The following is a 20,934-nucleotide window of genomic DNA, read 5'->3' on the forward strand; positions in this document are numbered from 1 at the left end:
ATGACAGAACCAAAAAAAAACCGCACTATGAGCGCGGAAACGACGCAACAATTGGAAAGTCTCGGCTTCCATGAAAGCGCCGATCACGGCACGCGCCCGCTCCTCATTTGCGATGTTGACGAAGTCGTGTTGCATCTGGTGGACCCGTTCGAACAGGTGTTGAACGAACAGGGCTTTTATCTGAAATCCCATTCGTTTCAGCTAACCGGTAACGTGTTTTGCAGCGAAACCCACCGTGAAGCGACGCAGGAAGAGGTCTGGAATGGTTTGGACGTGCTGTTCCAGCAGCAGGCCAGCCGCCAAGGCATCGTTGATGGTGTAATCGATGGACTGAATACTCTGGCGGAAGAAATCGACATCGTGTTTCTCACCAATCTGCCCCATGCCTACCGTGAAATTCGCATCGACTATCTGGCCGAGCACGGCCTCAACCATCCACTCGTTACCAATTCGGGCTCCAAAGTGCCCGCGATGGATCGCTTGATGAAAACACGCCAGGCGCAGGTCGGTTTCATCGATGATACGCCAACAAACCTCATTCAAGCACGTGAATCGCTTCCCGATCTGCACCTGTTTCACTTCATGGCCAACGATCGCTTCCGCGCCATGGCACAGGGCATTGAAGGTGCCCATTTCTCAACGGGTCATTGGGGTGAAGCTGTCAGCGGCATCCGCAGTGTCTTAATGGCCGAAACCTAACCCCTTATCAGCGAAACCAATGGCGGACTGCACAACACCACTGACAGGCACAAACGGCTTTTGCCGCGATTGCCTTGCCGTGCAAGACGCCCCCCATCGCCGCTGCCAAGCCTGTGGCTCCCCGCGCATCCTGCGTCATGCGGAACTAACCGAACTGTCCCTTGCCCACATCGACTGCGATGCCTTTTACGCCTCGGTGGAGAAACGCGACGACCCCAGCTTGGCCGACAAGCCAGTTATTGTGGGTGGTGGAACACGGGGTGTTGTCACAACCTGCTGCTACATCGCCCGCATCAATGGCGTGCGCTCCGCCATGCCGATGTTCAAGGCTCTGGAAAAATGCCCGCAGGCAGTGATTATCAGACCGCGCATGGATCACTACAGCGCCGTAGGCCGCGAGATACGTGAGATGATGCGCTCGCTCACGCCTGCCGTTGAACCGCTATCCATCGATGAGGCATTTCTTGATCTGTCAGGCACAACCCGGCTCCACGGCAGCGTGCCGGCGCTAACGCTGGCGAGGTTTTCCAAGCGGGTGGAGAGAGAGGTCGGCATATCCGTATCTGTTGGTCTTGCCCCCAACAAATTCCTTGCCAAGGTGGCGTCCGACTTTGAAAAACCCCGTGGATTTTCAATCATTGGCGCAGCCGAAGCTTACAAGTTTCTCGGCAAACAATCCGTCTCGCTCATCTGGGGTGTCGGCAAAGCGATGCAGGCAAAATTAGCCGCCGACGGGATTACCATGATTTCCGACATACAAAATTCGGACGAAGCGGACCTGATGCGCCGATATGGCTCAATGGGGCAGCATATTTCGCGGTTGGCACGCGGCATGGACAATCGGCGCGTTGAGGGGCGCTCCTCAGCCAAAAGCGTCAGTTCAGAGACGACCTTCAACACAGATATTTCAGACCGCGAAGAACTCACCCGCATCCTTCGTCGCCAATGCGAACGGGTGTCCGCACGGTTGAAGAGCGCTTCGCAAGCCGGACAGACCGTCGTTCTAAAGCTCAAGACCAAGGACTTCAAAAGCCGCACTCGCAATCACACACTGGCGGACCCCACCCAATTGGCAGACCGACTGTTCAGCGTTGGCCGAACGCTCTTGGAAAAAGAACTCGATGGCACAAAATTCCGACTGCTCGGCATCGGCGTATCCGACATTCAATCCGATGAACGCGCCGACCCCGGCGATTTAATCGACGAAGGCGCAACCCGCCGCGCGGCGGTGGAACGAGCCATGGACAAAGTCCGTGATCGTTTCGGCGGCGAGGCGGTAGAACTCGGCCTCACCTTTGGCTCAAAGTCCAAGCGAGAGACGAAACCGGACTAGCCTAATTGCAGGGTTCGCTCGGCAGATATTCAATATTCACCAGTGTGCCAAAAAGCGAATAGTCCGTGTAGCGCATTTTCAGATCCCGCGAGATGCCATCGCTCTGAAGCAAAAACGAAATCTGATAGTGCGGTATGCGCTCTCCGCCACCGATGATTTGATCGGCATTGAAATAGCTGACCGAGACAGGCCAAGCTGTCTTCGTGCCAAGAGCTTTTAAGACAGTTTCCGGCTCGTCCTTCTGCGCGTTGTCCAAGCTGCGCTCAACTCCGATTATGGTCGTGGTATCGACCAACGAGTCGCCATCATCAGATCCATCAAAGACCCGCGCTTGCATGACCGTTTCGCCCTTCGTGGCGGCTTCCATGATCATCTCCATATGGGTGTTCATGAAGACAGCGTCCTCCAAGACAACCTCGCGCTCTTCCGGCTTGGAAATTTTCACCTCAAGCCCCTCGTCTGTCTTTTCAGCAGCGCCGCGCATATCCTGTTCCAACTGGCCGTTGAGATAGTATTGCGTGACAAAGTTGAAGCTCGTGCCGTCGCCACTTTCAAAGGTGGTATTGCGCTGGTCGTTGATGAAGTCTTTGCCGCCGACTCTCACCTCTGTTTGGAACCGATACCGCGACGCAAAGCCCTCACACGCAGACCCGGTGACCTCATAGACGATACGCCCTTCCATTGAGGTGATGCCGGAACGGTTGCTGGCCTGATCCAGCACCAAATCATAAACTGCACGGTGCGGCTTCAGAGACGAAGCGGCGTAGCCAACGCTGCTGGCAGATAGGGACGCGATAAGGACCGACGCGAAAAGGGCCTTGGTCATGGATAATGTCTTTCTTTCAAAGGAGGCTGCGGCGATTCATTGGCGCTGCGCACAAGCTCTAACAGAAGCCCTGCGACACGGGAACGCTCTTTCACACCAAGCCCAAAAGCGATACGCCTAATGCTGCTAATGCCTCACAGGATACGACTACAATGGCGCAAACACCGGAACAAAAACTAGAAGCCATGGGCCTCGCCCTTCCCGATGCGCCTGCGCCTGCGGCCAACTACATTCCCTACACAATAGCGGGTAAAATCCTGACCATTTCAGGGCAGATACCTTTAGGGCCAAACGGTGTGGAATTTGTCGGCAAACTTGGCGATACGATGGATGTTGAAGAGGGCAAAGACGCAGCCCGCCTGTGCGCGCTCAACATTCTGGCGCAGGCCAAAGCGGCGCTGGGTGACTTGGCCAACATCAAACAGGTGATGAAAATTCAAGGCTTCGTGAACGCGACACCCGATTTCACAGCCCATCCGGAAGTCGTCAACGGCGCATCCGACCTGCTTGCGGACGTTCTGGGCGATGCCGGTCGCCACGCCCGCGCCGCCGTCGGCATGAGCTCTCTACCACGCGGTGTGGCAGTGGAAGTTGATGCAGTGATCGAGATCGCGTGAGGCCATGCTAACCCCTGCCCCATCATGGCTGATTGAGCGCCCCATAACCCATCGCGCACTTCATGACCGCACCAAAGGCCGTGCGGAAAACTCGTGGAGCGCATTTCAAGCTGCCATTGATGCGGGCTATGCCATAGAATGCGATTTGCAGGTCACCAAAACCGGCGAAAGCGTCGTTTTTCACGACCCCGATCTGGAACGAATGACAGGCGCGACCGACACCGTGCGAAGTCAAACGCCACAACAATTGTCAAAGCATAAATTGCTCGACACGAACGACACCATTCACACCTTGTCAGAACATCTGGAGCAGGTCGCAGGCCGCGTGCCTTTGGTGTTGGAGCTCAAGGGCGTGGAAGGCGAAGATGCGGGCTTTGTTGAAGGCGTGGCGAAAGCGCTGGAAGGATATGATGGTCAAGTCGCTGTTATGTCCTTTGACCATTGGATTTGCGCCCAATTTGCCGACCGGATGCCCAACACTCCTCGCGGCCTCACTGCCTATGGCGGAGCAGACACGACACAAATTCACCGCGAGGCTATGGATACATTCGATCTGCAATTCGTCTCATACAATGTGAAAGAACTGCCGAGCACATTTGTGAACGATATGCGATCACTGGGACTGCCTGTTATCACATGGACCGTGCGCACCCCCGAACAGGTGGAGGCAACCTTCGCCCACGCAGACCAAATGACGTTTGAAGGCTTTACGCCACCCAACACCCTCAACCGCAACAATCATGGTTGAAGTGACCGACGAAAAACCCGATCCCGATGACGTCACCATTCGCGTTGTGGATTCCATGTCGGAAATCGATGCAACTGCTTGGGACGAATGTGCAAACCCTGTTGGCAAGGCCAGCGCGGACTTCCCGTATAATCCATTCCTCACCCACGCATTCTTCCTCTCGCTTGAAGAGTCAAAATCAGCGGTCGCGGAGACGGGCTGGCTCGGCCAACACCTCGTCATGGAACGTGCTGGCGATAATTCCGTCATCGGTGTTCTGCCCTGCTATTTGAAAAACCACAGCCAGGGCGAATACGTTTTCGACCACGGCTGGGCAGACGCTTTCGAGCGCGCAGGCGGCGCTTATTACCCTAAGCTGCAATGCGCAGTGCCCTTCACGCCAGCAACCGGCCGGCGGTTTTTGGTGGGCAATGGCGAAGAATCCGACGCTAGGCGCGACGTTTTGGCAGGCGGATTGCAACAGGTCTGCACCCGCCTTGGCGTCTCATCAGCGCACGTAACGTTTATCGAACCTGAGGAAGCCGACGCTTTGGAGGCGAGCGGATACCTGCATCGAACAGATCAGCAATTCCATTGGCTGAACAACAACTACAAGACATTTGATGATTTCCTTGCCCAGCTTTCATCTCGCAAGCGCAAGAACATCAAAAAGGAACGTGCAGCTGCTTTGGAAGCCAGCGGCGTCACCATAGAGTGGCTGACGGGCGATCAATTGACCGAAGACGTGTGGGATATTTTCTACCGCTTCTACGTCGACACTGGGTCGCGCAAATGGGGGCGCCCGTATCTGACCCGCGAATTCTACAACCTTGTGGGCCAGCGCCTTTCGAAAGACATTCTCTTGGTCATGGCTAAGCGCGACGGACGCTATGTGGCAGGCGCAATCAATTTCATCGGCTCCCACACACTCTATGGCCGCCACTGGGGTTGCGTTGAGGAAGTACCGTTCCTGCACTTTGAGGTCTGTTATTATCAAGCCATAGATTACGCCATCGCAAACGGGCTTGATCGTGTGGAAGCGGGCGCACAGGGAGGCCATAAATTGGCCCGTGGCTACCTGCCCCAAATCACCCATTCGGCCCATTATATCACCCACCCGGACTTCCGCCGTGCGGTTGCAGACTATTTGGAAAACGAAAAACGCGCAGTCGAACGCGAAGCGCGCTTGATTGCCAAACACGGGCCGTTCAAAAAAGGTGGCACCATGCCAAGCGAAAGCGAAACCTGATGAGCCAGCCTTACGATCCAGACAACATCTTCGCCAAAATTCTGCGCGACGAAATTCCAAGCGTACGCGTCTACGAAGACGACCACACCATCGCAATTATGGACATCATGCCATGGTGTGACGGCCACTGCCTCGTTCTGCCAAAAGCCCCTGCGCGCAATATGTTGGACGTAGCACCCGATTCGCTTGCCGCAGTTGCGGAAACCACACGCAAACTGGCACGCGCGGTGGTGCAAGCCTTCGGCGCAGACGGCGTTACAATCCAGCAGAACAACGAAGCTGCTGGCAACCAAGTGGTGTTTCACCTCCATGTCCACGTCATACCCCGCCATGAGGGTGACCGGCTGAACCGCTCCAACACCCAAATGGAAGATACCGCCAGACTTCAGGAAAATGCAGCGAAGATCAAAGCTGCGCTTAAAAAGTGACAGTAGGGCTTAGTTGAGCACCATGCCCGCAACCAGAAGAACCTCGCCCACCAAAATTCCAACAAACAACGAGCGGCTGATTAAATAGGCGCTAAACCCCGCAACAGCCGCGCCTCCACGCAGCAGGAATGAAGTTTCGGCCAAAGCACCATTGGGAAAAAAGATAAACTGCGCAGCGACAGCCGCCACCAGTGCCGTGGATAGGCACCGGACAAAGATCAGAAGCTCGGAATCCTCGTCAATATCAGCGGCAATCGCCACCGCAAGCCAGCGCCAACCCATTGTCGGCAGGGATGCCGCCAACAGAATGAAAACAAAAGGCCACCAAGAGGGATCGGCAGACCATGTCATTGCGTCGCCTCCCGATTGCGCCAGATGCGGTGCGCTCCATACGCCCCGACACCGCCCAAAACTCCGGCAATCAAGATATTGCCACCCGGTGCAACAAGGGCCAAAAGCGGTCCTAGAACAAAGCCAAACACCAGCGCCAAATGCTCTGCCCAAAGCCGCGCCGCACGCCAAATCGAAATGGCAAAATAGAGCGGCGTGAGGAAATACAGCGCAGCCATCGCAATTGGCGACAACTGGGATGAAATGGACCACGTAATCATCGAAACCGCGGTCGCGCACAGCATCAAAGCGAGCCCGAAGCCTACAAAATATGGCAACCGCCCCCGCACCGGCAGTTCACGGGCCACTTGCAGCGTGTGAACCCAAGCAGTCACAGCAACGAGGCAAGAAACCAGATAAAGGTGCCAACGCCGCGTATTCGGACTGCGTATTTCCGGCACCAAGGCGATGGTCATCGGCATCATGCGCAAAGCGGCCAATGCCACAGCAAGCGCAATAGCAAACAGCGACGCTCCTGACGCGATACCCGCCACAAGGATCAAATTGGATGGCAAAGCCCAGATAGTGACCACTGAAAACGCAGTCTGCCACAGGCTCAACCCTGCGTCATGAGCCACACCGCCATAGCCAAGAAACATCGACAGCAAGACCAGCGTGGGCAGGGAAAACATCATAGCAAGTCCCTTAAGCGCATAGGACCAATCATAGCCCTGCACGCTGTCTATAGGGTCTTCGATTGGGGTTTTTGGAGGGGACAATAGTTGGCAATCAGGAGTTTGGCGGATAGCCTCACATTGCGGCGACAATCCACGCCAGGCAAGTTGTTGGTGGGCAACAAACCTACCTCACCAGATCTTTCAGCGTCATTGTTCTAGTCAATGCTAGGTTCAACACCCAATTCGGCGGCTGCCCGCATAGCAGCACGAAGAAAGTCTCTTGCATCGTCATTGCTCATCAGCAATCCCACTCCATTGTGCTGAATGAAGAGACGTTGACCGTCACCCGAGAAGCCGGTCGTTCCAATGGCTATTTCTGCTGACGGTTCCAATGAAGCAAAATCGCGCACAATCCGTTTGAAATAAACATTGGTTGCCATATCTAACTCCCCATACAAAAACGCCCGATCCGCGAACGGACCGGGCGTTGATAATTTTAAAAAAAGAGGCCAATCAGCTCTTTAGCGGAACTTTCGGCACCGTTCCGCCGCCACCGCTTTTCGGCGTTGGTTTTTTGGCTTTGGCCGTTCCGCCACCCTTTGGCTTCGGCGTCTTCTTAGCGGCGGCCTTTGTTTTCTTCGGCGCAGTTTTAGCGTCCGCCTTTTTGGCGGTCGTCTTGCGTTTCGGAACCGCCTCTTTCTTCGGCTTAACAGGCGTGTCTTTCACAGCTTCGAGTTTCAGGCCGGTTTCACCGTCCTTTTTCTTTTCAACCGTTACTTTAACAATCCCGCCTTTGGTCAACTTACCAAACAGAACTTCGTCCGCGAGTGGCTTTTTAATATATTCCTGAATGACACGCCCCAAAGGCCGTGCACCCATGCGCTCATCGTAGCCCTTTTTGGCAATCCAGTTCATCGACGCTTCGTCCAAGTCGAACGTTACACCGCGCTCGGAAAGCTGTGCTTCCAACTGGATGACGAATTTCTGAACAACCTGATGAACCACGCTTGGTGGCAGCGAGCCGAACGGGATTATCGCATCGAGACGGTTGCGGAATTCCGGCGTGAACAGGCGGTTGATCGCCTCTTCGTCGTCTCCCGTGCGCTTTGTTGAGCCAAAGCCAATGGCAGCGCGCTGTGCTTCAGAGGCACCCGCATTGGTCGTCATAATCAAAATGACGTTACGAAAGTCGATCTTCTTGCCATTGTGGTCGGTCAGCGCGCCGTTATCCATCACCTGCAACAGAATGTTGAACAGATCAGGATGCGCTTTTTCGATTTCGTCGAGCAGAAGCACACAATGGGGATGTTGGTCCACACCGTCTGTTAGAAGACCACCTTGATCAAAACCTACATAGCCTGGAGGCGCACCAATCAGGCGCGAAACCGTGTGGCGTTCCATGTATTCCGACATATCAAAGCGCAGCAATTCTACGCCCATGGAGGCAGCTAATTGCTTCACCACTTCCGTCTTGCCGACGCCGGTAGGGCCGGAGAACAGATAGGAACCAATCGGCTTGTTTGGCTCACGCAAACCAGCGCGGGACAGTTTGATCGCCGAAGCAAGCGCCTCGATTGCCTTACCCTGCCCGTAAACCATGCGTTTGAGCTGCTCATCAAGGTTTTTGAGCACTTCGGCATCGTCTTTCGAAACAGACTTCGGTGGTATCCGGGCCATTGTAGCGATGGTCGCCTCAATCTCCGTCACGCCAATCGTTTTCTTGCGCTTTTCTGCAGGCACCAACATCAGACTTGCACCTGTTTCATCCACCACGTCGATGGCTTTGTCCGGCAGTTTGCGGTCGTTGATATAGCGCGATGAAAGCTCAACAGCCGAGACGATGGCTTCGTCGGTGTATTTCACTTTATGGAAGTCTTCGAAATAAGGCTTCAGCCCTTTCATGATGTCGATAGCGTCTTCCACTGTCGGCTCGTTCACATCGATCTTTTGGAAACGACGCACGAGGGCGCGGTCCTTTTCAAAGAACTGACGGTATTCCTTATAGGTAGTCGAACCGATGCAGCGGATCGCACCGCCGGAAAGCGCCGGTTTAAGAAGATTCGACGCATCCATTGCGCCGCCAGAAGTCGCGCCCGCACCAATCACCGTGTGTATCTCGTCGATAAACATAATTGCGCCGGGTGTCTCTTCAATTTCTTTCATCACCTGTTTAAGGCGTTCCTCGAAATCACCGCGATAACGCGTGCCAGCCAACAAAGCGCCCATATCAAGCGAATAGATCGTCGCATCGATCAACACTTCCGGCACGTCTTTATCAACGATCCGCTTAGCCAAGCCTTCTGCAATCGCAGTCTTGCCCACGCCGGGGTCGCCAACATAAAGCGGGTTGTTCTTCGAGCGGCGGCACAGAACTTGGATCGTGCGATTGACCTCCTCCATGCGGCCAATCAGCGGGTCAATTTTTCCATCAGACGCTTTCTGGTTCAAATTCACGCAATAGGCGGAAAGCGCATCGGCTTTGTCAGCATCCCCATCAGCATCAGCGGCACCAGATTGATTCACGCCTTCCACCGGCCGGGCTTCGGAAGCACCCGCCTTTTTGGCGATACCATGTGAGATGTAGTTGACTGCGTCATAGCGCGTCATGTCCTGTTCTTGGAGGAAGTAAGCGGCGTGGCTTTCCCGCTCCGCAAAAATAGCTACCAGAACGTTGGCACCGGAAACTTCTTCACGGCCCGACGATTGAACGTGGATGACCGCACGTTGGATCACCCGCTGGAAGCCAGCGGTCGGCTGGCTATCGATGTTTCCGTCAGCCACGAGATTGGCGAGTTCGGTATCGATATATTCGAACAAATCACGGCGGAGCTGATCGAGCTTTACGCCGCAAGCCTCCAAAACCGCGACCGCATCACCATCATCACAAAGCGCCAGCAGCAGATGCTCCAGCGTTGCGTACTCTTGGTTGCGTTCGTTGGCGAAAGTCAGCGCGTTGTGCAGCGCACGTTCCAGTGACTCTGTGAAGCTCGGCAAAAGCTGTTCCTTTTGGTTTCGAACAGCCCGGCGGGCTGCCCATTCGTTACTTTTTTTCCATCACACATTGCAGAGGATGCTGGTTTTCGCGGGCATAGTCCATAACCTGCGTTACCTTGGTTTCCGCCACTTCGTAGGTGAACACTCCGCATTCTCCGACGCCGTTTTGATGGACATGGAGCATGACCTTGGTTGCCATCTCCAAATTCATGGAGAAAAATCTAGCCAGTACGTCCACCACAAACTCCATCGGCGTGAAATCGTCATTCAACAACAAAACCCGATAAAGGCTCGGCTTCTTAACCTGCGGCTTGGTGCGCGTGATCACCGATGTGTCGTTGCGACCATCTGCATCGCCGTTATCGCCATCATCGTTCGACTGCATCACCAGCAAATTTGCGTTCATTTCCAACCGGCTGTGCACCTTCAAATTACCACTCCACATCATATGCCACGTTGTCCGACGTCTCATATCAATGTCGTCTTCGCTGATTGCGGCCGGGCACAAGATCCCTCAACCGCCAAAATTCCGTACGACCCGATATAGGGCGTCGCAAGCCAAGTTTAAGCCCCTCATTTCCACCAAACAACAGCCAGACCAATTTTTTGATCATCAGCGCTAACGGCATAAGGACGCGGCGCACGATTGAGAGAATTTTCTTGGAACGCTTAAAGGTTTGGCAACCACACCTGTTTACTTTCGATCCTTGATTGGGTGTTCAGCCTCTTTGGCGCGTCACCCGCTGTAAATGCGTAGGGCCACAACTCGGCCCTTAGAATTCAGGGATTGACCGTGTTCTTCTCAAAAAAACAAAAGCCGGACCGCAAGGGCCGCACGTTTTTCACTTCCATTTTCACAGCCCTTTTGGCCGCAGCGCTTATCCTAGCTCCTGTGGCAGATGCTGATGCGAAAAAGCGAAAGTCGAAGGGTAATCCAAAATACGCTGCTTACGTGATCGATGCCAAAACGGGTAAAGTCCTGTTTTCACGCAACGGCAACGCCAAGCGCTATCCGGCATCTCTCACCAAAATGATGACGCTTTACATCGTTTTTGAAGAGATGCGCGCCGGGCGGTTGAAAAAATCCAGCCGAATAAAAATGACCCGCAACGCTGCAAAGCGCCCACCATCGAAATTGGGTGTCCGCCCTGGCCAGAGCATTTCGCTGCAGCAAGCTATTTTGTCGCTCGTCACCAAATCGGCCAACGATGTCTCAACTGCGATCGCAGAACACATCTCCGGTTCGGAGCCAGCTTTCGCTCGCCGCATGACGTTGAAGGCGCGCCAGCTTGGTATGAAAAGCACTACATTCAAAAACGCCAACGGCCTGACCGCTCGTGGCCAGCTAACCACGGCTGCCGATATGGCAAAGCTGGGCCTTGCTCTGCGAGAACATTTTCCACGCAAGTTCTCATACTTCAAAACCCGTTCCTTCAAGTTCGGCAAGCGTCGCATGGGCAACCATAACAAGCTGCTGGGCCGCGTCCGCGGCGTTGACGGCATCAAAACGGGGTACACACGTGCCTCGGGTTTCAACCTCGTCTCATCTGTTAGCCATGGCGGTCGTAAGATCGTTGCCGTTGTTATGGGTGGTCGCTCTGGCCGTTCGCGCAACGCGCACATGAAAAAGCTGATCGGCAAATATTTGCCAAAGGCGTCACGGGGCAACCAACGCCGTTTGGTCGCTCGGTTCCGCTCATCGTCCAACGTTCGCACTGCGAAGCTCAACGCCGATGCGCGTAAAGCGGTCAACAAGCGTGTTGTCGCCGCTCACACCACGCCCAAAAAGAGCATTAAAGACGTTGCTAATAAGGTCGCCAATCTGAAGAAGTCCAAGCGCCCTACTCCTGATCCACGTCCTTCAACCGAGGAAAAAGCGCCCAAGAAAGTTATCGACAGTGTCGTGACTGCCAGCGTTGCAACGATGGCTAAGGTCAAGCCAAGCGGTTGGCAGATACAGCTTGCCGCCAGCGACAAACGCGAGCGTGCAGAAGAAGTGCTTAAAACGGCTCAAATTAAAAATCCCAAAATGCTGCGCGGGATGGCCGCCTATACCGAAAAGGTCGTTCGCGACGGCAACAAACTCTACCGCGCGCGCATGTCTGGCTTTGAAAGCCAAAGCGCCGCGAACTCCGCATGCAAGGTTCTGAAAAAACAGGACTTCCGCTGCATCGCTTTGAAATTGTGAGGAGCGAATGAAACACCGAAAGAACGGGAGCGGTTAGCCACTCCCCACTCCATAGGAACGCTCGTACAGCGCTCTGTCCAATAACCAGTTTTCCGCTTTTGTTTTGCGTAAAGGAAAATCAGGTATGTCTTTTGAGAAGAACATCCTTAGCTTCGTTGATTTTGGCCGCCAGAAAGGTGGAGCCGCCGCTGTCGGGATGCGCCCGCTTCATCAGCCGTCGGTGGGCCTTCCGGATTTCGTCAGGACCAGTCCCCGGCGAAAGCCCCAACACCTCATAGGCCTCCTCTTCGCTCATGGGTCCAGAACCCGCAGAGCTTGTTTGCCCCGGACCACCATCAAAATGAGCGTCTTCACGCCAGGCGGGAAAACGGCGGTCAAGATACGCGTCTAGGAGAGCGACACTTTCGCTATCCTCACGCACCTCATCAAGCAGGTCGATCAATTCCACACGGGTGAGTTCGTCTAGCACGCGCCCCTCAAAACGTCCTGCGAGCACAACGCCGTTCATCTCGCCGCTGTCATGATTGAGTTCCATTTCCAGTGCGGCAGAGCGAACGCTGGAAATATCGGGCCCTTTGCCTCCGCTACGCCCTCCACCACCGGCCGGGCCAAATCGGCCCACGCCACTGAGCCGACGCCAAAGGGCTATGCCTGCGAATATCGCCGCACCACCAATCGTGAAACGTCCGGTCAACACGAACAACGAGCCGAACGCGATCAGAACGCCGGGAAGAAAATACCGCAGGAATCGCGCCAAAGTCGCCGCAGGCACCATCAGAAACAGCACGCTAAAAGCGCAAACCGTCAGAAAGAGCGTGAACAAAAAGCTCGTCATTTCAATTGCTCCAACAGCAGCCGTTCGGTTGCCGTTTCCGGATTGGCGAGCGCTGCACGACCGCCTGCCGCATAACGCGCCACGGCCTTCAACAATTCCGACAATTTCGCTGCCGCGCCGGGGCCAAAATGCATGTGCGCACCACCAGAAAGCCTTGCAATCTCCTTGAATGCCCGTTCAGTCAGCCCATCGCGACCTTCTTGAAACATGAAAACGGGCAGCCCCAAAACACCCAACTCACCAGCCTTGGCGCACAGGGCGTCTACATCCTCCTCCATTGCATCACCAACAAAAACCATTGCTCGCGCTCTGGTTCCGTCTTTGCGTTGCATTTCCTTACGGGCATGAGAAAGAAGCTTGCCGATCTGGGTCTGCCCACCTCGACAGGAAATTCCGGTCATCAAATCGCGCAAAGAATCTGTATCGCCTACCCAACGCGATGCTCGACACTCGCCATATCCGCGAAAATAGACGAGTTGCACATCCAGCGAACCAACGCTTTTGACACTATCGAACATCTGCGCCTGCACCCGCATGGCCTCATCCCACGTCGCCTCGCGGCTCATGGTGGCATCAAGCGCAAAGATCAAACCACCCCGCTCTCCAGCCCTACCTTTGAGTTTTGAGGCTGCGGAAAGAAACTGGTTGATATCGCTTTTTAGCGAAACAGAACCGCCGCCCTTTTTGCCAGAGGCAGGTGCGAGCGAGTGTTCCTTGCTGGAAGGGATATCTTCAGGGGTGCGGGCCATGCGCTATATTTGGGGCCAGCGACACTTTAGGCAAGGTGCAAAGCCAACCGAGACTGCGCTAAATAGGCGCCTATTCGGCAAATATGTCCGGCATATCGACTGGTTTGCTGGATTTTTCTAACCATGAACGTCGGGCATCGGCTCTCTTGCGTCCAACATCATCAATGGGCAGCCGCAGCGAGCGGATCAATTTGCGAATCTCATTGCGAGCGGAAAGGTGCGAGACGGTCGGCTTTCCGCCCTTGTCCATCATCTCAAAGTCGTCCAGCGCGGTAAGACCCATCGGGAAATATTCACGGAATATGAGCCGCTCCGAAATACCCTCGGAAATGCGAAAGCCCAACCGCATGGAAAGCTCCACCAAGGCGGCATGAAGGCGCTCCTGATTGCGAGAATTGAGCGAAGCCATGCGGTTTCGCACCACAATCCAATCCAGCAGACCATCATCCGCCACCCGCCGCTGCCGCCGCGCTTCACGAACCATGGTTGCGTAGTGACTGACCTCGGAAATCTCCAGAGACTGCGGATCGACCTTACCGAGAACATCGAAATCAACGAAACTGTCGTTCATGGGCGTGATCAGCGTATCAGCCATGGAATGCGACAGTCGCATCAGATAGCCATCATGACCGGGCGTATCGATGACGACAAAATCATGCGTGTCTTCAACTTCTGAAATCGCCTGCACCAGATGCGAAAAATCGAGGCTTTGACTTTCAATGCGGCTGTCGAATTCTGCCGTATCAAAGCGAAAATGGTTGGGTAATTGCAGCGGCAGGTCGAAACGCTTTGCCCAATTGCGACGGTTGTGAACGTATCGCGTGAGACTTTGCTGGCGGGTATCGAGATCAATCGTTGCGACTTTGAAGCCCCGCTTCAGCAGGGCGACAACAACATGCATAGACGTGGTCGTCTTGCCTGAACCACCTTTTTCATTACCACAAACAATAACATGAGCGTTTTGTTTCGCACCAGACTTTAACTGATACGAATCATCATTGGCGCGAATGTCTCCCATCGTCCCCATATGCGTTGTCCCTCACGAACTCAAAACAAGACTGCCGCAACGGCAATTTTACGCCAATGCACTATAATCACAAGCAGGAGTCGCGGGGTGTAAAGACTTTGTTAATGGTGAACGCGAAAGCGGCCGACGCATCCTCATCGCTTAGTGATAAATAAACTTCCCTACCCAATCGTGTTGCGAGATTTATGTGCAGAGATCACACACCATCAATGACAGGCTCTATTTACTCGGATTTATAAACTTACTCGGCATCGCTAGCGCCACTGTTTACGCAGCATTTCTGCTTTATAGCGGTCTGACCCCCTTACAGCTTGGGCAATGACATGTCTGGCCAGTCAGTCTTGGCGCTCGCCTTTGCATATGCCGCAATTGCGATTTTTCTGTTTGTGCCATGGGCAGTGGGTTTTATGGCGCGCTACCAAGGCGCTTTCCGTGTCGTCTTCGGAGTTTTCGGTGCGCTTATCGCCATGTTTTCCCTGTTGATGTTCGGCCTACTCGGCGCTGGATTCGTGGCTTTTGCAGCATTGCCAGGACTTGCATGTGTTCTGAAGGTACTTCTTCCAGATGGCGGCAAACACGCGGTCGTTGAGCCATACGCCCTCTAAACATGACCTCAACGGGTATGTGGTCCGCTAAAGCAGCCCCAAATCTGAAAGTTCTGCCTTCAGCTCGGTCGGGATTGCAGCCGCGTCAGCCCCAAGATCGGCAGGTGCATCTTCGGGTTTGAGATAACGCCAACCTTGAAATGCACGCTTGGGCTGCCACTGCGTCGCGATGATCTTGTTATCCAGCACAAGATGGCATCGTTTGATGCCATGCCCGTCGGTGAACGGTTCAATATCCACAATGGCCTGCCGACACTGCACTTGCCCCTTGATCACCCAATAAATCGAGCCACCATCCAAAATCTCATCAATCCGCTTTGGAACCATTCGAGTGGTGTGAAAAAGCTGCGGCGGATGGCCTGCCGCCTTCAGGCGTTTGAGGTAGTGCTTCGACCAGTCAATCTTGTCTTCAAGACTTTCTGTGCCGACCGACAATTTCAAAATGTGTAGGGCCATGAGAGTGGTCTAACGGTTTGGGCGCGGCTGAACCATAGGCGAGCGACCTCATCCACAAGCGCAAATTGCTCTTGCTGCGCCCTCTTTAGGTGTCGCTGGAGGCAATACGCATGGCCGAGTCGCCATCGCCTACTTGCTGATCAACGGCAATCGCCAAGCCTTGCACGACACCGTCCTTTGGCGCAATAACCGCATGCTCCATCTTCATGGCTTCGACAGAAAACAGCATGTCGCCCTTCTCAACCACATCACCCTCGCTCACGGTGACAGCAATTATTCGGCCATGCATGGGCACTCGAATTGAACCGTCAGCGCTGCTATCGCCACCACCGTCTTCAACATCTCTGTGGGCGAGCGGCGCAAACACAGTGCTGACACCCTCGTCAAACACATAAACAACCCGACCGGCTTTGAGAACGCGTAACCGGGTGTCAGGCCGCTGCCATTGATCGTCCTCGTCCATCACGCTCAGGCCATTGCGGTCAAATCGCACACGCCTGCTGACGGTTTCTCCGTCCAGTGAGAACCCCATATCCATCTCGCGCGTGCCGTGAACTTGAAAAGCATCCTTCGCAGCCCACGGGCCGCCTTTTGCGTCTGCGGGCTCATCCAACGCCATCAGCGCAGCAACACCCGACGCAATCACGCTATCGCTCGGCACAGGACGGGCTGTTAGCGCCTCGATATTTCGATCAATAAGGCCTGTGTCGAAATTCTCGGCTAAAAATTCACGATCAGCCACAAGGCTTGCAAGAAACGCGATGTTGTTTGAGGTGCCAGCGAGTGTTGATCCTTTCAAGGCACGCTCCAAAGCTGTCATGGCCTCGCGGCGTGTCTCTCCATGAACAATCACCTTTGCGATCATCGGATCGTAATGGGGCGAGATCACATCGCCTTCTTCGACGCCCGAATCGATGCGCACGGCAGCATCATCCGGCCAACCCAGCGCAATCAACCTGCCTGTTGATGGCAGAAAACCGTTGGAAGGGTCTTCCGCATAGACACGGGCTTCAACTGCGTGGCCGGAGAGCGAAAGTGCGTCCTGCATCAAAGGCAATTTCTCACCCGAAGCCACCCGCAATTGCCACTCTACCAAATCCCGCCCGGTGACCATTTCCGTTACCGGATGCTCCACTTGCAAGCGGGTGTTCATTTCCATGAACCAGAAGCCATCTTCGCGCAGGCCTTGCGAACCATCCACGATGAACTCCACCGTACCAGCACCCTGATACCCCACAGCCTTGGCCGCATCGCATGCGGCTTTCCCCATGGCTTTGCGCACAGCCGCGGTCATGCCTGGGGCCGGGGCTTCCTCAATTACCTTTTGATGCCGGCGTTGCAGCGAGCAGTCGCGTTCGAACAGATGGACAACATTGCCTTTGGCATCACCAAATATCTGCATCTCAATATGGCGAGGGCTGTCGATGAATTTTTCAATCAGCACATCATCATTGCCAAAAGCGGCCTTCGCCTCACGCTTTGCAGCAGTCAACGCTTCATCAAATTGCAAGGCCTTTTCAACGAGCCTCATTCCTTTGCCGCCGCCGCCCGCAACAGCTTTGATAAGCACCGGATAGCCAATTTCATAGGCTTTGCGCTTGAGCAGTTCGGCGTTTTGATTGCTGCCATGATAACCGGGCACCACGGGCACTCCGGCCTCGCTCATCAACTCCTTCGCCTTGTCCTTCAAACCCATTGCGCGGATAGCACTTGGTGGGGGACCAACGAAAATCATGCCCGCGTCTTGGGTCAATTCAGCAAAATCGGCGTTTTCAGACAAAAAGCCGTAGCCCGGATGAATAGCCTCCGCACCTGCCTCTTTAGCGATCTTCAAAATGCGCCCTGCCCGCAGATATGAATCGCTGGCAGGCGCAGGTCCAAGCAAATACGCCTCGTCAGCCATGCGCACGTGCAGCGCATTTGCGTCGGCCTCGGAATAGACAGCAATCGTCTTTACGCCCATGCGACGCGCGGTGCGGATGATGCGGCAAGCAATTTCGCCACGGTTTGCAATGAGAAGAGATTTGATCATGCGCCCTCAATAGCGCGAAGGCGTGGCGCAATCCACAAGCGCGTTCAACATTCCACCATGTTGACAGCGAGCCCACCCTGGCTCGTTTCTTTGTAACGTTCAGACATATCGTAGCCCGTCTGCCGCATGGTCTCGATGCAGGCATCCAGTGGCACGAAATGGGTTCCGTCTCCGTGCATGGCTAGCGATGCCGCAGTAACAGCTTTCACCGCCCCCAGCGCGTTGCGCTCGATACAGGGCACCTGCACCAGGCCACCCACAGGATCGCACGTCATGCCCAGATGGTGCTCCAGCGCGATCTCGGCCGCATTCTCAACCTGTTCCGGCGTGCCACCCATTATTGCCGCCAGTCCAGCAGCAGCCATGGCAGCAGCAGACCCCACTTCGCCCTGACAACCCACTTCTGCGCCGGAAATAGAAGCATTGTGCTTGATGATCCCGCCGATAGCAGCAGCGGTGAGCAAAAAGTCTTCAATGTCCTTAGGTGTCGCGCCCGTATGGAACTTCAAATGATAGCTAAGAACAGCTGGTATGACGCCCGCCGCGCCATTGGTCGGTGCAGTCACCACCTTGCCACCTGCGGCGTTTTCTTCGTTTACGGCCATCGCAAACACCGAGAGCCAGTCGTTGGCAGCTAATGGCCCCAAATCGTTTTTGGACCATTTCTCGTCCAACTTATGGAAAACCTGTTTGGCACGGCGCTTAACAAACAGCCCGCCCGGCAATTCGCCTTCCTGCGAAAGCCCGCGCTTCACGCAAGCATCCATTGCGTCCCAAATACCGCGAATGTCTTTGTCCAACGTCGCAGTGAAGCCGATGGCTTTCTCGTTCTCCCGCTTCATATCAGCAATGGTAAGCCCGCTTGTTCGCGCCATTTCCAGCATCTGCTTTGCGCTGGAAAAGGGATATGGCACCTCATATTGCGCAGGCACGAGATCATCCTTCAGGCGCAACATATCCATATCGTCGGCTACGAAACCACCACCGATGGAATACATGATCTTGGACACCAAGAACTGACCGGCCCGATCGTAGGCCGAAAACCGCATACCGTTAGCATGGGCTGGGAGGTTCTCGTCGTAGTCGAAGATCAAATCCGCATCGGGATCGAACTCCCATGCGGGAAACCCTTCGGCCAAAACCTTCCTTTCAGTATAGGCCTGCGCCAACAGCCCATCCACGGCATCAGGGTCTATAGTCGAGGGTTCGCACCCCATCATTCCCAAGATGACCGCGCGGTCTGTGCCATGCCCTTTGCCTGTAAATGCCAGAGAACCATGCAGCGAACACGTCACACGCCAGATTTCGCTAGAAGCGGGGCGCGGCCAGTCGTCGTCTCGCAAGAAATGCAGGAACTGCCGTGCAGCAACCATCGGCCCCATTGTGTGAGACGAAGACGGTCCGATGCCGACCTTGAACATATCGAAAACAGAAAGAAACATGAGTGATAACAGCAATTCGAGCGCGAGAATTGTTGGCCCCGCATTTTTGCAGCAGCAAAACCGCCAATGCGAGAGGCGAAACGTCTCAGGACAGTCTGTTTCCGACACGGGACGTTGTCGGCTGGCCAGTTTCGATCTAATTCTTCGACGATGGATTTTCCGACCACCTTGATCCCCGGCGTGCTGGAGCAGCGCTACAAACGCTTCCTCGCCGATGTTCGGCTGGAGGACGGGTCAATCACCACCGTCCACTGCCCCAATCCCGGCGCTATGATGGGGCTCAACACACCCGGATTTCGTTGTTGGATTTCCGACAGCGGCAACCCGAAGCGCAAATTGCGGCACACGCTGGAACTGATCGAAGCTGTCGGCCCCTCCGGCCCCGTTATGGTTGGCATCAACACCGGCACGCCTAACAAGCTGGCGGAGGAAGCCATACTGTCTGGTGTGGTGCCGCAACTGGCAGGCTATGAGACGCTGCGACGGGAGGTGAAATACGGCGAAAATTCACGCATCGACATTCTGCTGCAAAACGAAGGCAAGCCACCCTGCTATGTGGAGGTTAAAAACGTCCATCTGGTACGCAAAGGCCGGTTGCACGAATTTCCAGACTGCAAAACGACACGAGGCGCCAAACATCTTCGCGAACTCGCAGCCCAAGTCGGGCTCGGCAACCGCGCTGTGATGCTCTACATAATCCAGCGCGAGGACGGTGATACATTCTCGCTTGCCCGCGATTTGGACCCCGATTACGCCAAAGCCTTTGAAGAAGCCCGCGACGGCGGGGTTGAAGCCTACGCCATTCGGTGCCAAATCTCGACCACCAGCATTCTCGCCACGACTCCGATCCCGATTGTGGTTTGACGCTCGACCAAGAGGCACGTCCCGTGAACACCTATCTGCCAGCCGCCGAAGCTCCGCTCAAAAACACCGGCCAGATCAAGCTCTACACGCCTGAAGATTTTGTCGGCATGCGCCGCGCTTGCCAACTGACAGCCACTTGCCTTGATGAAGTCGCCGCCATGGTGAAACCCGGCGTGACGACCAAGGAGATCGACGATTTCGTGCTGCAATTCGGCCTGGACCACGGCGCGTTCCCAGCTACGCTAAACTACCGCGGCTATCCCTATTCAAGTTGCATATCGCTGAATCATGTCGTTTGCCACGGCATGCCATCGGACAAAAAACTGAAATCCGGCGATATTCTCAACGTCGACATCACTTTCTTGCTGGACGGCTGGCACGGTGACTCCAGCCGCATGTACATAGCGGGCGAGCCTAAACGTGCTGCTGAACGGCTGGTGGATCTGACCTACGATTGTCTGATGGCAGGCATTGCGCAGGTCAAACCCGGCAACCGCCTCGGCGCGATTGGCGCGGCGATCCAAGATCTTGCCGAGGCCAACCGCTGCTCGGTCGTGCGCGATTTTTGCGGCCACGGCGTTGGTCGCTTGTTTCATGATGCACCCAACGTGCTGCACTATGGCCGCCCCAACGAAGGGCCAGAATTGAAGCCGGGCATGATTTTTACCATTGAACCCATGATTAATTTGGGCAAGCACCACGTCAAAATTCTCAATGACGGTTGGACAGCTGTTACCCGCGACCGTTCACTAACAGCGCAGTTTGAACACTCAGTTGGCGTGACCCAAGACGGTTGCGAGATTTTCACACAATCACCCGCCGGTCACACCAAGCCGCCCTATTCTGTCGGCTGATC

At 54.9% G+C, this 20,934-nt stretch carries 22 protein-coding genes; 10 read left to right on the forward strand and 12 right to left on the reverse strand.

Going from position 1 to position 20,934, the window contains the following annotated elements:
- Both ACFQ14_RS16755 and ACFQ14_RS16760 read left to right on the forward strand, forming a co-directional pair.
- The gene (locus ACFQ14_RS16755; protein ID WP_377213903.1) at positions 1-699 is read left to right on the forward strand and encodes a hypothetical protein; all 699 of its coding nucleotides are present in this window, start codon (positions 1-3) and stop codon (positions 697-699) included.
- Positions 700-718: 19 nt separating this feature from the next.
- Positions 719-2,032, forward strand: coding sequence for a DNA polymerase IV (locus ACFQ14_RS16760; protein WP_377213904.1), 1,314 nt, complete (start codon positions 719-721; stop codon positions 2,030-2,032).
- 1 nt (position 2,033) lies between these two features.
- Here the strand turns inward: ACFQ14_RS16760 and ACFQ14_RS16765 are convergent, their stop codons facing one another.
- Positions 2,034-2,858, reverse strand: coding sequence for a cell envelope integrity EipB family protein (locus ACFQ14_RS16765; RefSeq protein WP_377213905.1), 825 nt, complete (start codon positions 2,856-2,858; stop codon positions 2,034-2,036).
- Positions 2,859-3,010: 152 nt separating this feature from the next.
- Here ACFQ14_RS16765 and ACFQ14_RS16770 point away from each other — a divergent pair, with 152 nt between their 5' ends.
- The 4 genes from ACFQ14_RS16770 to ACFQ14_RS16785 are packed head-to-tail and all read left to right on the forward strand — an operon-like array spanning position 3,011 to position 5,879.
- A complete protein-coding gene (locus ACFQ14_RS16770; RefSeq protein WP_377213906.1) occupies positions 3,011-3,475 on the forward strand; it encodes a RidA family protein in 465 nt (154 codons plus the stop codon).
- A gap of 4 nt (positions 3,476-3,479) precedes the next feature.
- Positions 3,480-4,223: a glycerophosphodiester phosphodiesterase family protein gene (locus tag ACFQ14_RS16775; RefSeq protein ID WP_377213907.1), complete on the forward strand. Its 744-nt coding sequence runs from the start codon at positions 3,480-3,482 to the stop codon at positions 4,221-4,223.
- Positions 4,216-5,451: a GNAT family N-acetyltransferase gene (locus ACFQ14_RS16780; protein WP_377213908.1), complete on the forward strand. Its 1,236-nt coding sequence runs from the start codon at positions 4,216-4,218 to the stop codon at positions 5,449-5,451. Before ACFQ14_RS16775 ends, ACFQ14_RS16780 begins: the two co-directional genes overlap by 8 nt.
- A complete protein-coding gene (locus tag ACFQ14_RS16785) occupies positions 5,448-5,879 on the forward strand; it encodes an HIT family protein (RefSeq protein WP_377213968.1) in 432 nt (143 codons plus the stop codon). The genes ACFQ14_RS16780 and ACFQ14_RS16785 overlap by 4 nt, the downstream gene beginning before the upstream one ends.
- A gap of 9 nt (positions 5,880-5,888) precedes the next feature.
- On the opposite strand, the gene ACFQ14_RS16790 is transcribed toward ACFQ14_RS16785, so the two are convergent.
- The 5 genes from ACFQ14_RS16790 to clpS form a co-directional block, all read right to left on the reverse strand.
- On the reverse strand, positions 5,889-6,230 hold the full coding sequence (locus ACFQ14_RS16790; protein WP_377213909.1) for an AzlD domain-containing protein: 342 nt from the start codon (positions 6,228-6,230) through the stop codon (positions 5,889-5,891).
- Positions 6,227-6,904: an AzlC family ABC transporter permease gene (locus tag ACFQ14_RS16795; RefSeq protein WP_377213910.1), complete on the reverse strand. Its 678-nt coding sequence runs from the start codon at positions 6,902-6,904 to the stop codon at positions 6,227-6,229. Before ACFQ14_RS16795 ends, ACFQ14_RS16790 begins: the two co-directional genes overlap by 4 nt.
- 197 nt (positions 6,905-7,101) lie before the next feature.
- Positions 7,102-7,326, reverse strand: coding sequence for a hypothetical protein (locus ACFQ14_RS16800; protein ID WP_377213911.1), 225 nt, complete (start codon positions 7,324-7,326; stop codon positions 7,102-7,104).
- Positions 7,327-7,399: 73 nt separating this feature from the next.
- Positions 7,400-9,880, reverse strand: coding sequence for an ATP-dependent Clp protease ATP-binding subunit ClpA (clpA, locus tag ACFQ14_RS16805; RefSeq protein WP_377213912.1), 2,481 nt, complete (start codon positions 9,878-9,880; stop codon positions 7,400-7,402).
- A 46-nt stretch (positions 9,881-9,926) separates the two neighbouring features.
- On the reverse strand, positions 9,927-10,286 hold the full coding sequence (gene clpS, locus ACFQ14_RS16810) for an ATP-dependent Clp protease adapter ClpS (RefSeq protein WP_377213969.1): 360 nt from the start codon (positions 10,284-10,286) through the stop codon (positions 9,927-9,929).
- A 387-nt stretch (positions 10,287-10,673) separates the two neighbouring features.
- On the opposite strand from clpS, the gene ACFQ14_RS16815 reads away from it, so the two are divergent.
- On the forward strand, positions 10,674-12,068 hold the full coding sequence (locus ACFQ14_RS16815; protein WP_377213913.1) for an SPOR domain-containing protein: 1,395 nt from the start codon (positions 10,674-10,676) through the stop codon (positions 12,066-12,068).
- 118 nt (positions 12,069-12,186) lie between these two features.
- On the opposite strand, the gene ACFQ14_RS16820 is transcribed toward ACFQ14_RS16815, so the two are convergent.
- The 3 genes from ACFQ14_RS16820 to ACFQ14_RS16830 all read right to left on the reverse strand — a co-directional run bounded on the left by ACFQ14_RS16820 (position 12,187) and on the right by ACFQ14_RS16830 (position 14,670).
- Positions 12,187-12,903 carry a DnaJ domain-containing protein gene (locus ACFQ14_RS16820; RefSeq protein WP_377213914.1) on the reverse strand — a complete coding sequence of 239 codons (717 nt, stop codon included), beginning with the start codon at positions 12,901-12,903 and terminating at the stop codon, positions 12,187-12,189.
- The gene (locus ACFQ14_RS16825) at positions 12,900-13,652 is read right to left on the reverse strand and encodes a VWA domain-containing protein (protein ID WP_377213915.1); all 753 of its coding nucleotides are present in this window, start codon (positions 13,650-13,652) and stop codon (positions 12,900-12,902) included. Before ACFQ14_RS16825 ends, ACFQ14_RS16820 begins: the two co-directional genes overlap by 4 nt.
- Before the next feature lie 70 nt (positions 13,653-13,722).
- Entirely contained in the window at positions 13,723-14,670 is a 948-nt protein-coding gene (locus tag ACFQ14_RS16830; protein ID WP_377213970.1) for a division plane positioning ATPase MipZ, read from the reverse strand.
- 332 nt (positions 14,671-15,002) lie between these two features.
- On the opposite strand from ACFQ14_RS16830, the gene ACFQ14_RS16835 reads away from it, so the two are divergent.
- Entirely contained in the window at positions 15,003-15,284 is a 282-nt protein-coding gene (locus ACFQ14_RS16835) for a hypothetical protein (RefSeq protein WP_377213916.1), read from the forward strand.
- Positions 15,285-15,311: 27 nt separating this feature from the next.
- On the opposite strand, the gene ACFQ14_RS16840 is transcribed toward ACFQ14_RS16835, so the two are convergent.
- The 3 genes from ACFQ14_RS16840 to ACFQ14_RS16850 all read right to left on the reverse strand — a co-directional run bounded on the left by ACFQ14_RS16840 (position 15,312) and on the right by ACFQ14_RS16850 (position 19,214).
- A complete protein-coding gene (locus ACFQ14_RS16840; protein WP_377213917.1) occupies positions 15,312-15,740 on the reverse strand; it encodes a DUF1489 family protein in 429 nt (142 codons plus the stop codon).
- Between the two features lie 85 nt (positions 15,741-15,825).
- Entirely contained in the window at positions 15,826-17,772 is a 1,947-nt protein-coding gene (locus ACFQ14_RS16845; protein ID WP_377213918.1) for an acetyl/propionyl/methylcrotonyl-CoA carboxylase subunit alpha, read from the reverse strand.
- 44 nt (positions 17,773-17,816) lie between these two features.
- Positions 17,817-19,214, reverse strand: coding sequence for an L-serine ammonia-lyase (locus ACFQ14_RS16850; RefSeq protein WP_377213919.1), 1,398 nt, complete (start codon positions 19,212-19,214; stop codon positions 17,817-17,819).
- 150 nt (positions 19,215-19,364) lie between these two features.
- Between ACFQ14_RS16850 and sfsA the strand changes: the two genes are divergently transcribed.
- Together sfsA and map are read left to right on the forward strand one after the other, a co-directional pair.
- Positions 19,365-20,078 carry a DNA/RNA nuclease SfsA gene (gene sfsA / locus ACFQ14_RS16855; RefSeq protein ID WP_377213920.1) on the forward strand — a complete coding sequence of 238 codons (714 nt, stop codon included), beginning with the start codon at positions 19,365-19,367 and terminating at the stop codon, positions 20,076-20,078.
- Positions 20,079-20,101: 23 nt separating this feature from the next.
- Positions 20,102-20,932 carry a type I methionyl aminopeptidase gene (gene map, locus ACFQ14_RS16860; RefSeq protein WP_377213921.1) on the forward strand — a complete coding sequence of 277 codons (831 nt, stop codon included), beginning with the start codon at positions 20,102-20,104 and terminating at the stop codon, positions 20,930-20,932.
- The last annotated feature ends 2 nt before the right edge of the window (positions 20,933-20,934 follow it).

The organism is Pseudahrensia aquimaris, from assembly GCF_042676045.1.
Classification (GTDB): domain Bacteria; phylum Pseudomonadota; class Alphaproteobacteria; order Rhizobiales; family Rhizobiaceae; genus Pseudahrensia; species Pseudahrensia aquimaris.

Excerpts from the sequence above, each read along its gene's own strand:
- ACFQ14_RS16840 (WP_377213917.1), bottom strand. The coding sequence starts at position 15,740 with ATGGCCCTACACATTTTGAAATTGTCGGTCGGCACAGAAAGTCTTGAA.
- ACFQ14_RS16780 (WP_377213908.1), top strand. The coding sequence starts at position 4,216 with ATGGTTGAAGTGACCGACGAAAAACCCGATCCCGATGACGTCACCATT.
- ACFQ14_RS16795 (WP_377213910.1), bottom strand. The coding sequence starts at position 6,904 with ATGATGTTTTCCCTGCCCACGCTGGTCTTGCTGTCGATGTTTCTTGGC.
- sfsA (WP_377213920.1), top strand. The coding sequence starts at position 19,365 with ATGGATTTTCCGACCACCTTGATCCCCGGCGTGCTGGAGCAGCGCTAC.
- ACFQ14_RS16835 (WP_377213916.1), top strand. The coding sequence starts at position 15,003 with ATGTCTGGCCAGTCAGTCTTGGCGCTCGCCTTTGCATATGCCGCAATT.
- ACFQ14_RS16850 (WP_377213919.1), bottom strand. The coding sequence starts at position 19,214 with ATGTTTCTTTCTGTTTTCGATATGTTCAAGGTCGGCATCGGACCGTCT.
- ACFQ14_RS16845 (WP_377213918.1), bottom strand. The coding sequence starts at position 17,772 with ATGATCAAATCTCTTCTCATTGCAAACCGTGGCGAAATTGCTTGCCGC.
- ACFQ14_RS16790 (WP_377213909.1), bottom strand. The coding sequence starts at position 6,230 with ATGACATGGTCTGCCGATCCCTCTTGGTGGCCTTTTGTTTTCATTCTG.
- ACFQ14_RS16765 (WP_377213905.1), bottom strand. The coding sequence starts at position 2,858 with ATGACCAAGGCCCTTTTCGCGTCGGTCCTTATCGCGTCCCTATCTGCC.
- ACFQ14_RS16800 (WP_377213911.1), bottom strand. The coding sequence starts at position 7,326 with ATGGCAACCAATGTTTATTTCAAACGGATTGTGCGCGATTTTGCTTCA.
- ACFQ14_RS16830 (WP_377213970.1), bottom strand. The coding sequence starts at position 14,670 with ATGGGAGACATTCGCGCCAATGATGATTCGTATCAGTTAAAGTCTGGT.
- ACFQ14_RS16775 (WP_377213907.1), top strand. The coding sequence starts at position 3,480 with ATGCTAACCCCTGCCCCATCATGGCTGATTGAGCGCCCCATAACCCAT.
- ACFQ14_RS16760 (WP_377213904.1), top strand. The coding sequence starts at position 719 with ATGGCGGACTGCACAACACCACTGACAGGCACAAACGGCTTTTGCCGC.
- ACFQ14_RS16770 (WP_377213906.1), top strand. The coding sequence starts at position 3,011 with ATGGCGCAAACACCGGAACAAAAACTAGAAGCCATGGGCCTCGCCCTT.
- ACFQ14_RS16755 (WP_377213903.1), top strand. The coding sequence starts at position 1 with ATGACAGAACCAAAAAAAAACCGCACTATGAGCGCGGAAACGACGCAA.
- ACFQ14_RS16825 (WP_377213915.1), bottom strand. The coding sequence starts at position 13,652 with ATGGCCCGCACCCCTGAAGATATCCCTTCCAGCAAGGAACACTCGCTC.
- ACFQ14_RS16820 (WP_377213914.1), bottom strand. The coding sequence starts at position 12,903 with ATGACGAGCTTTTTGTTCACGCTCTTTCTGACGGTTTGCGCTTTTAGC.
- clpS (WP_377213969.1), bottom strand. The coding sequence starts at position 10,286 with ATGAACGCAAATTTGCTGGTGATGCAGTCGAACGATGATGGCGATAAC.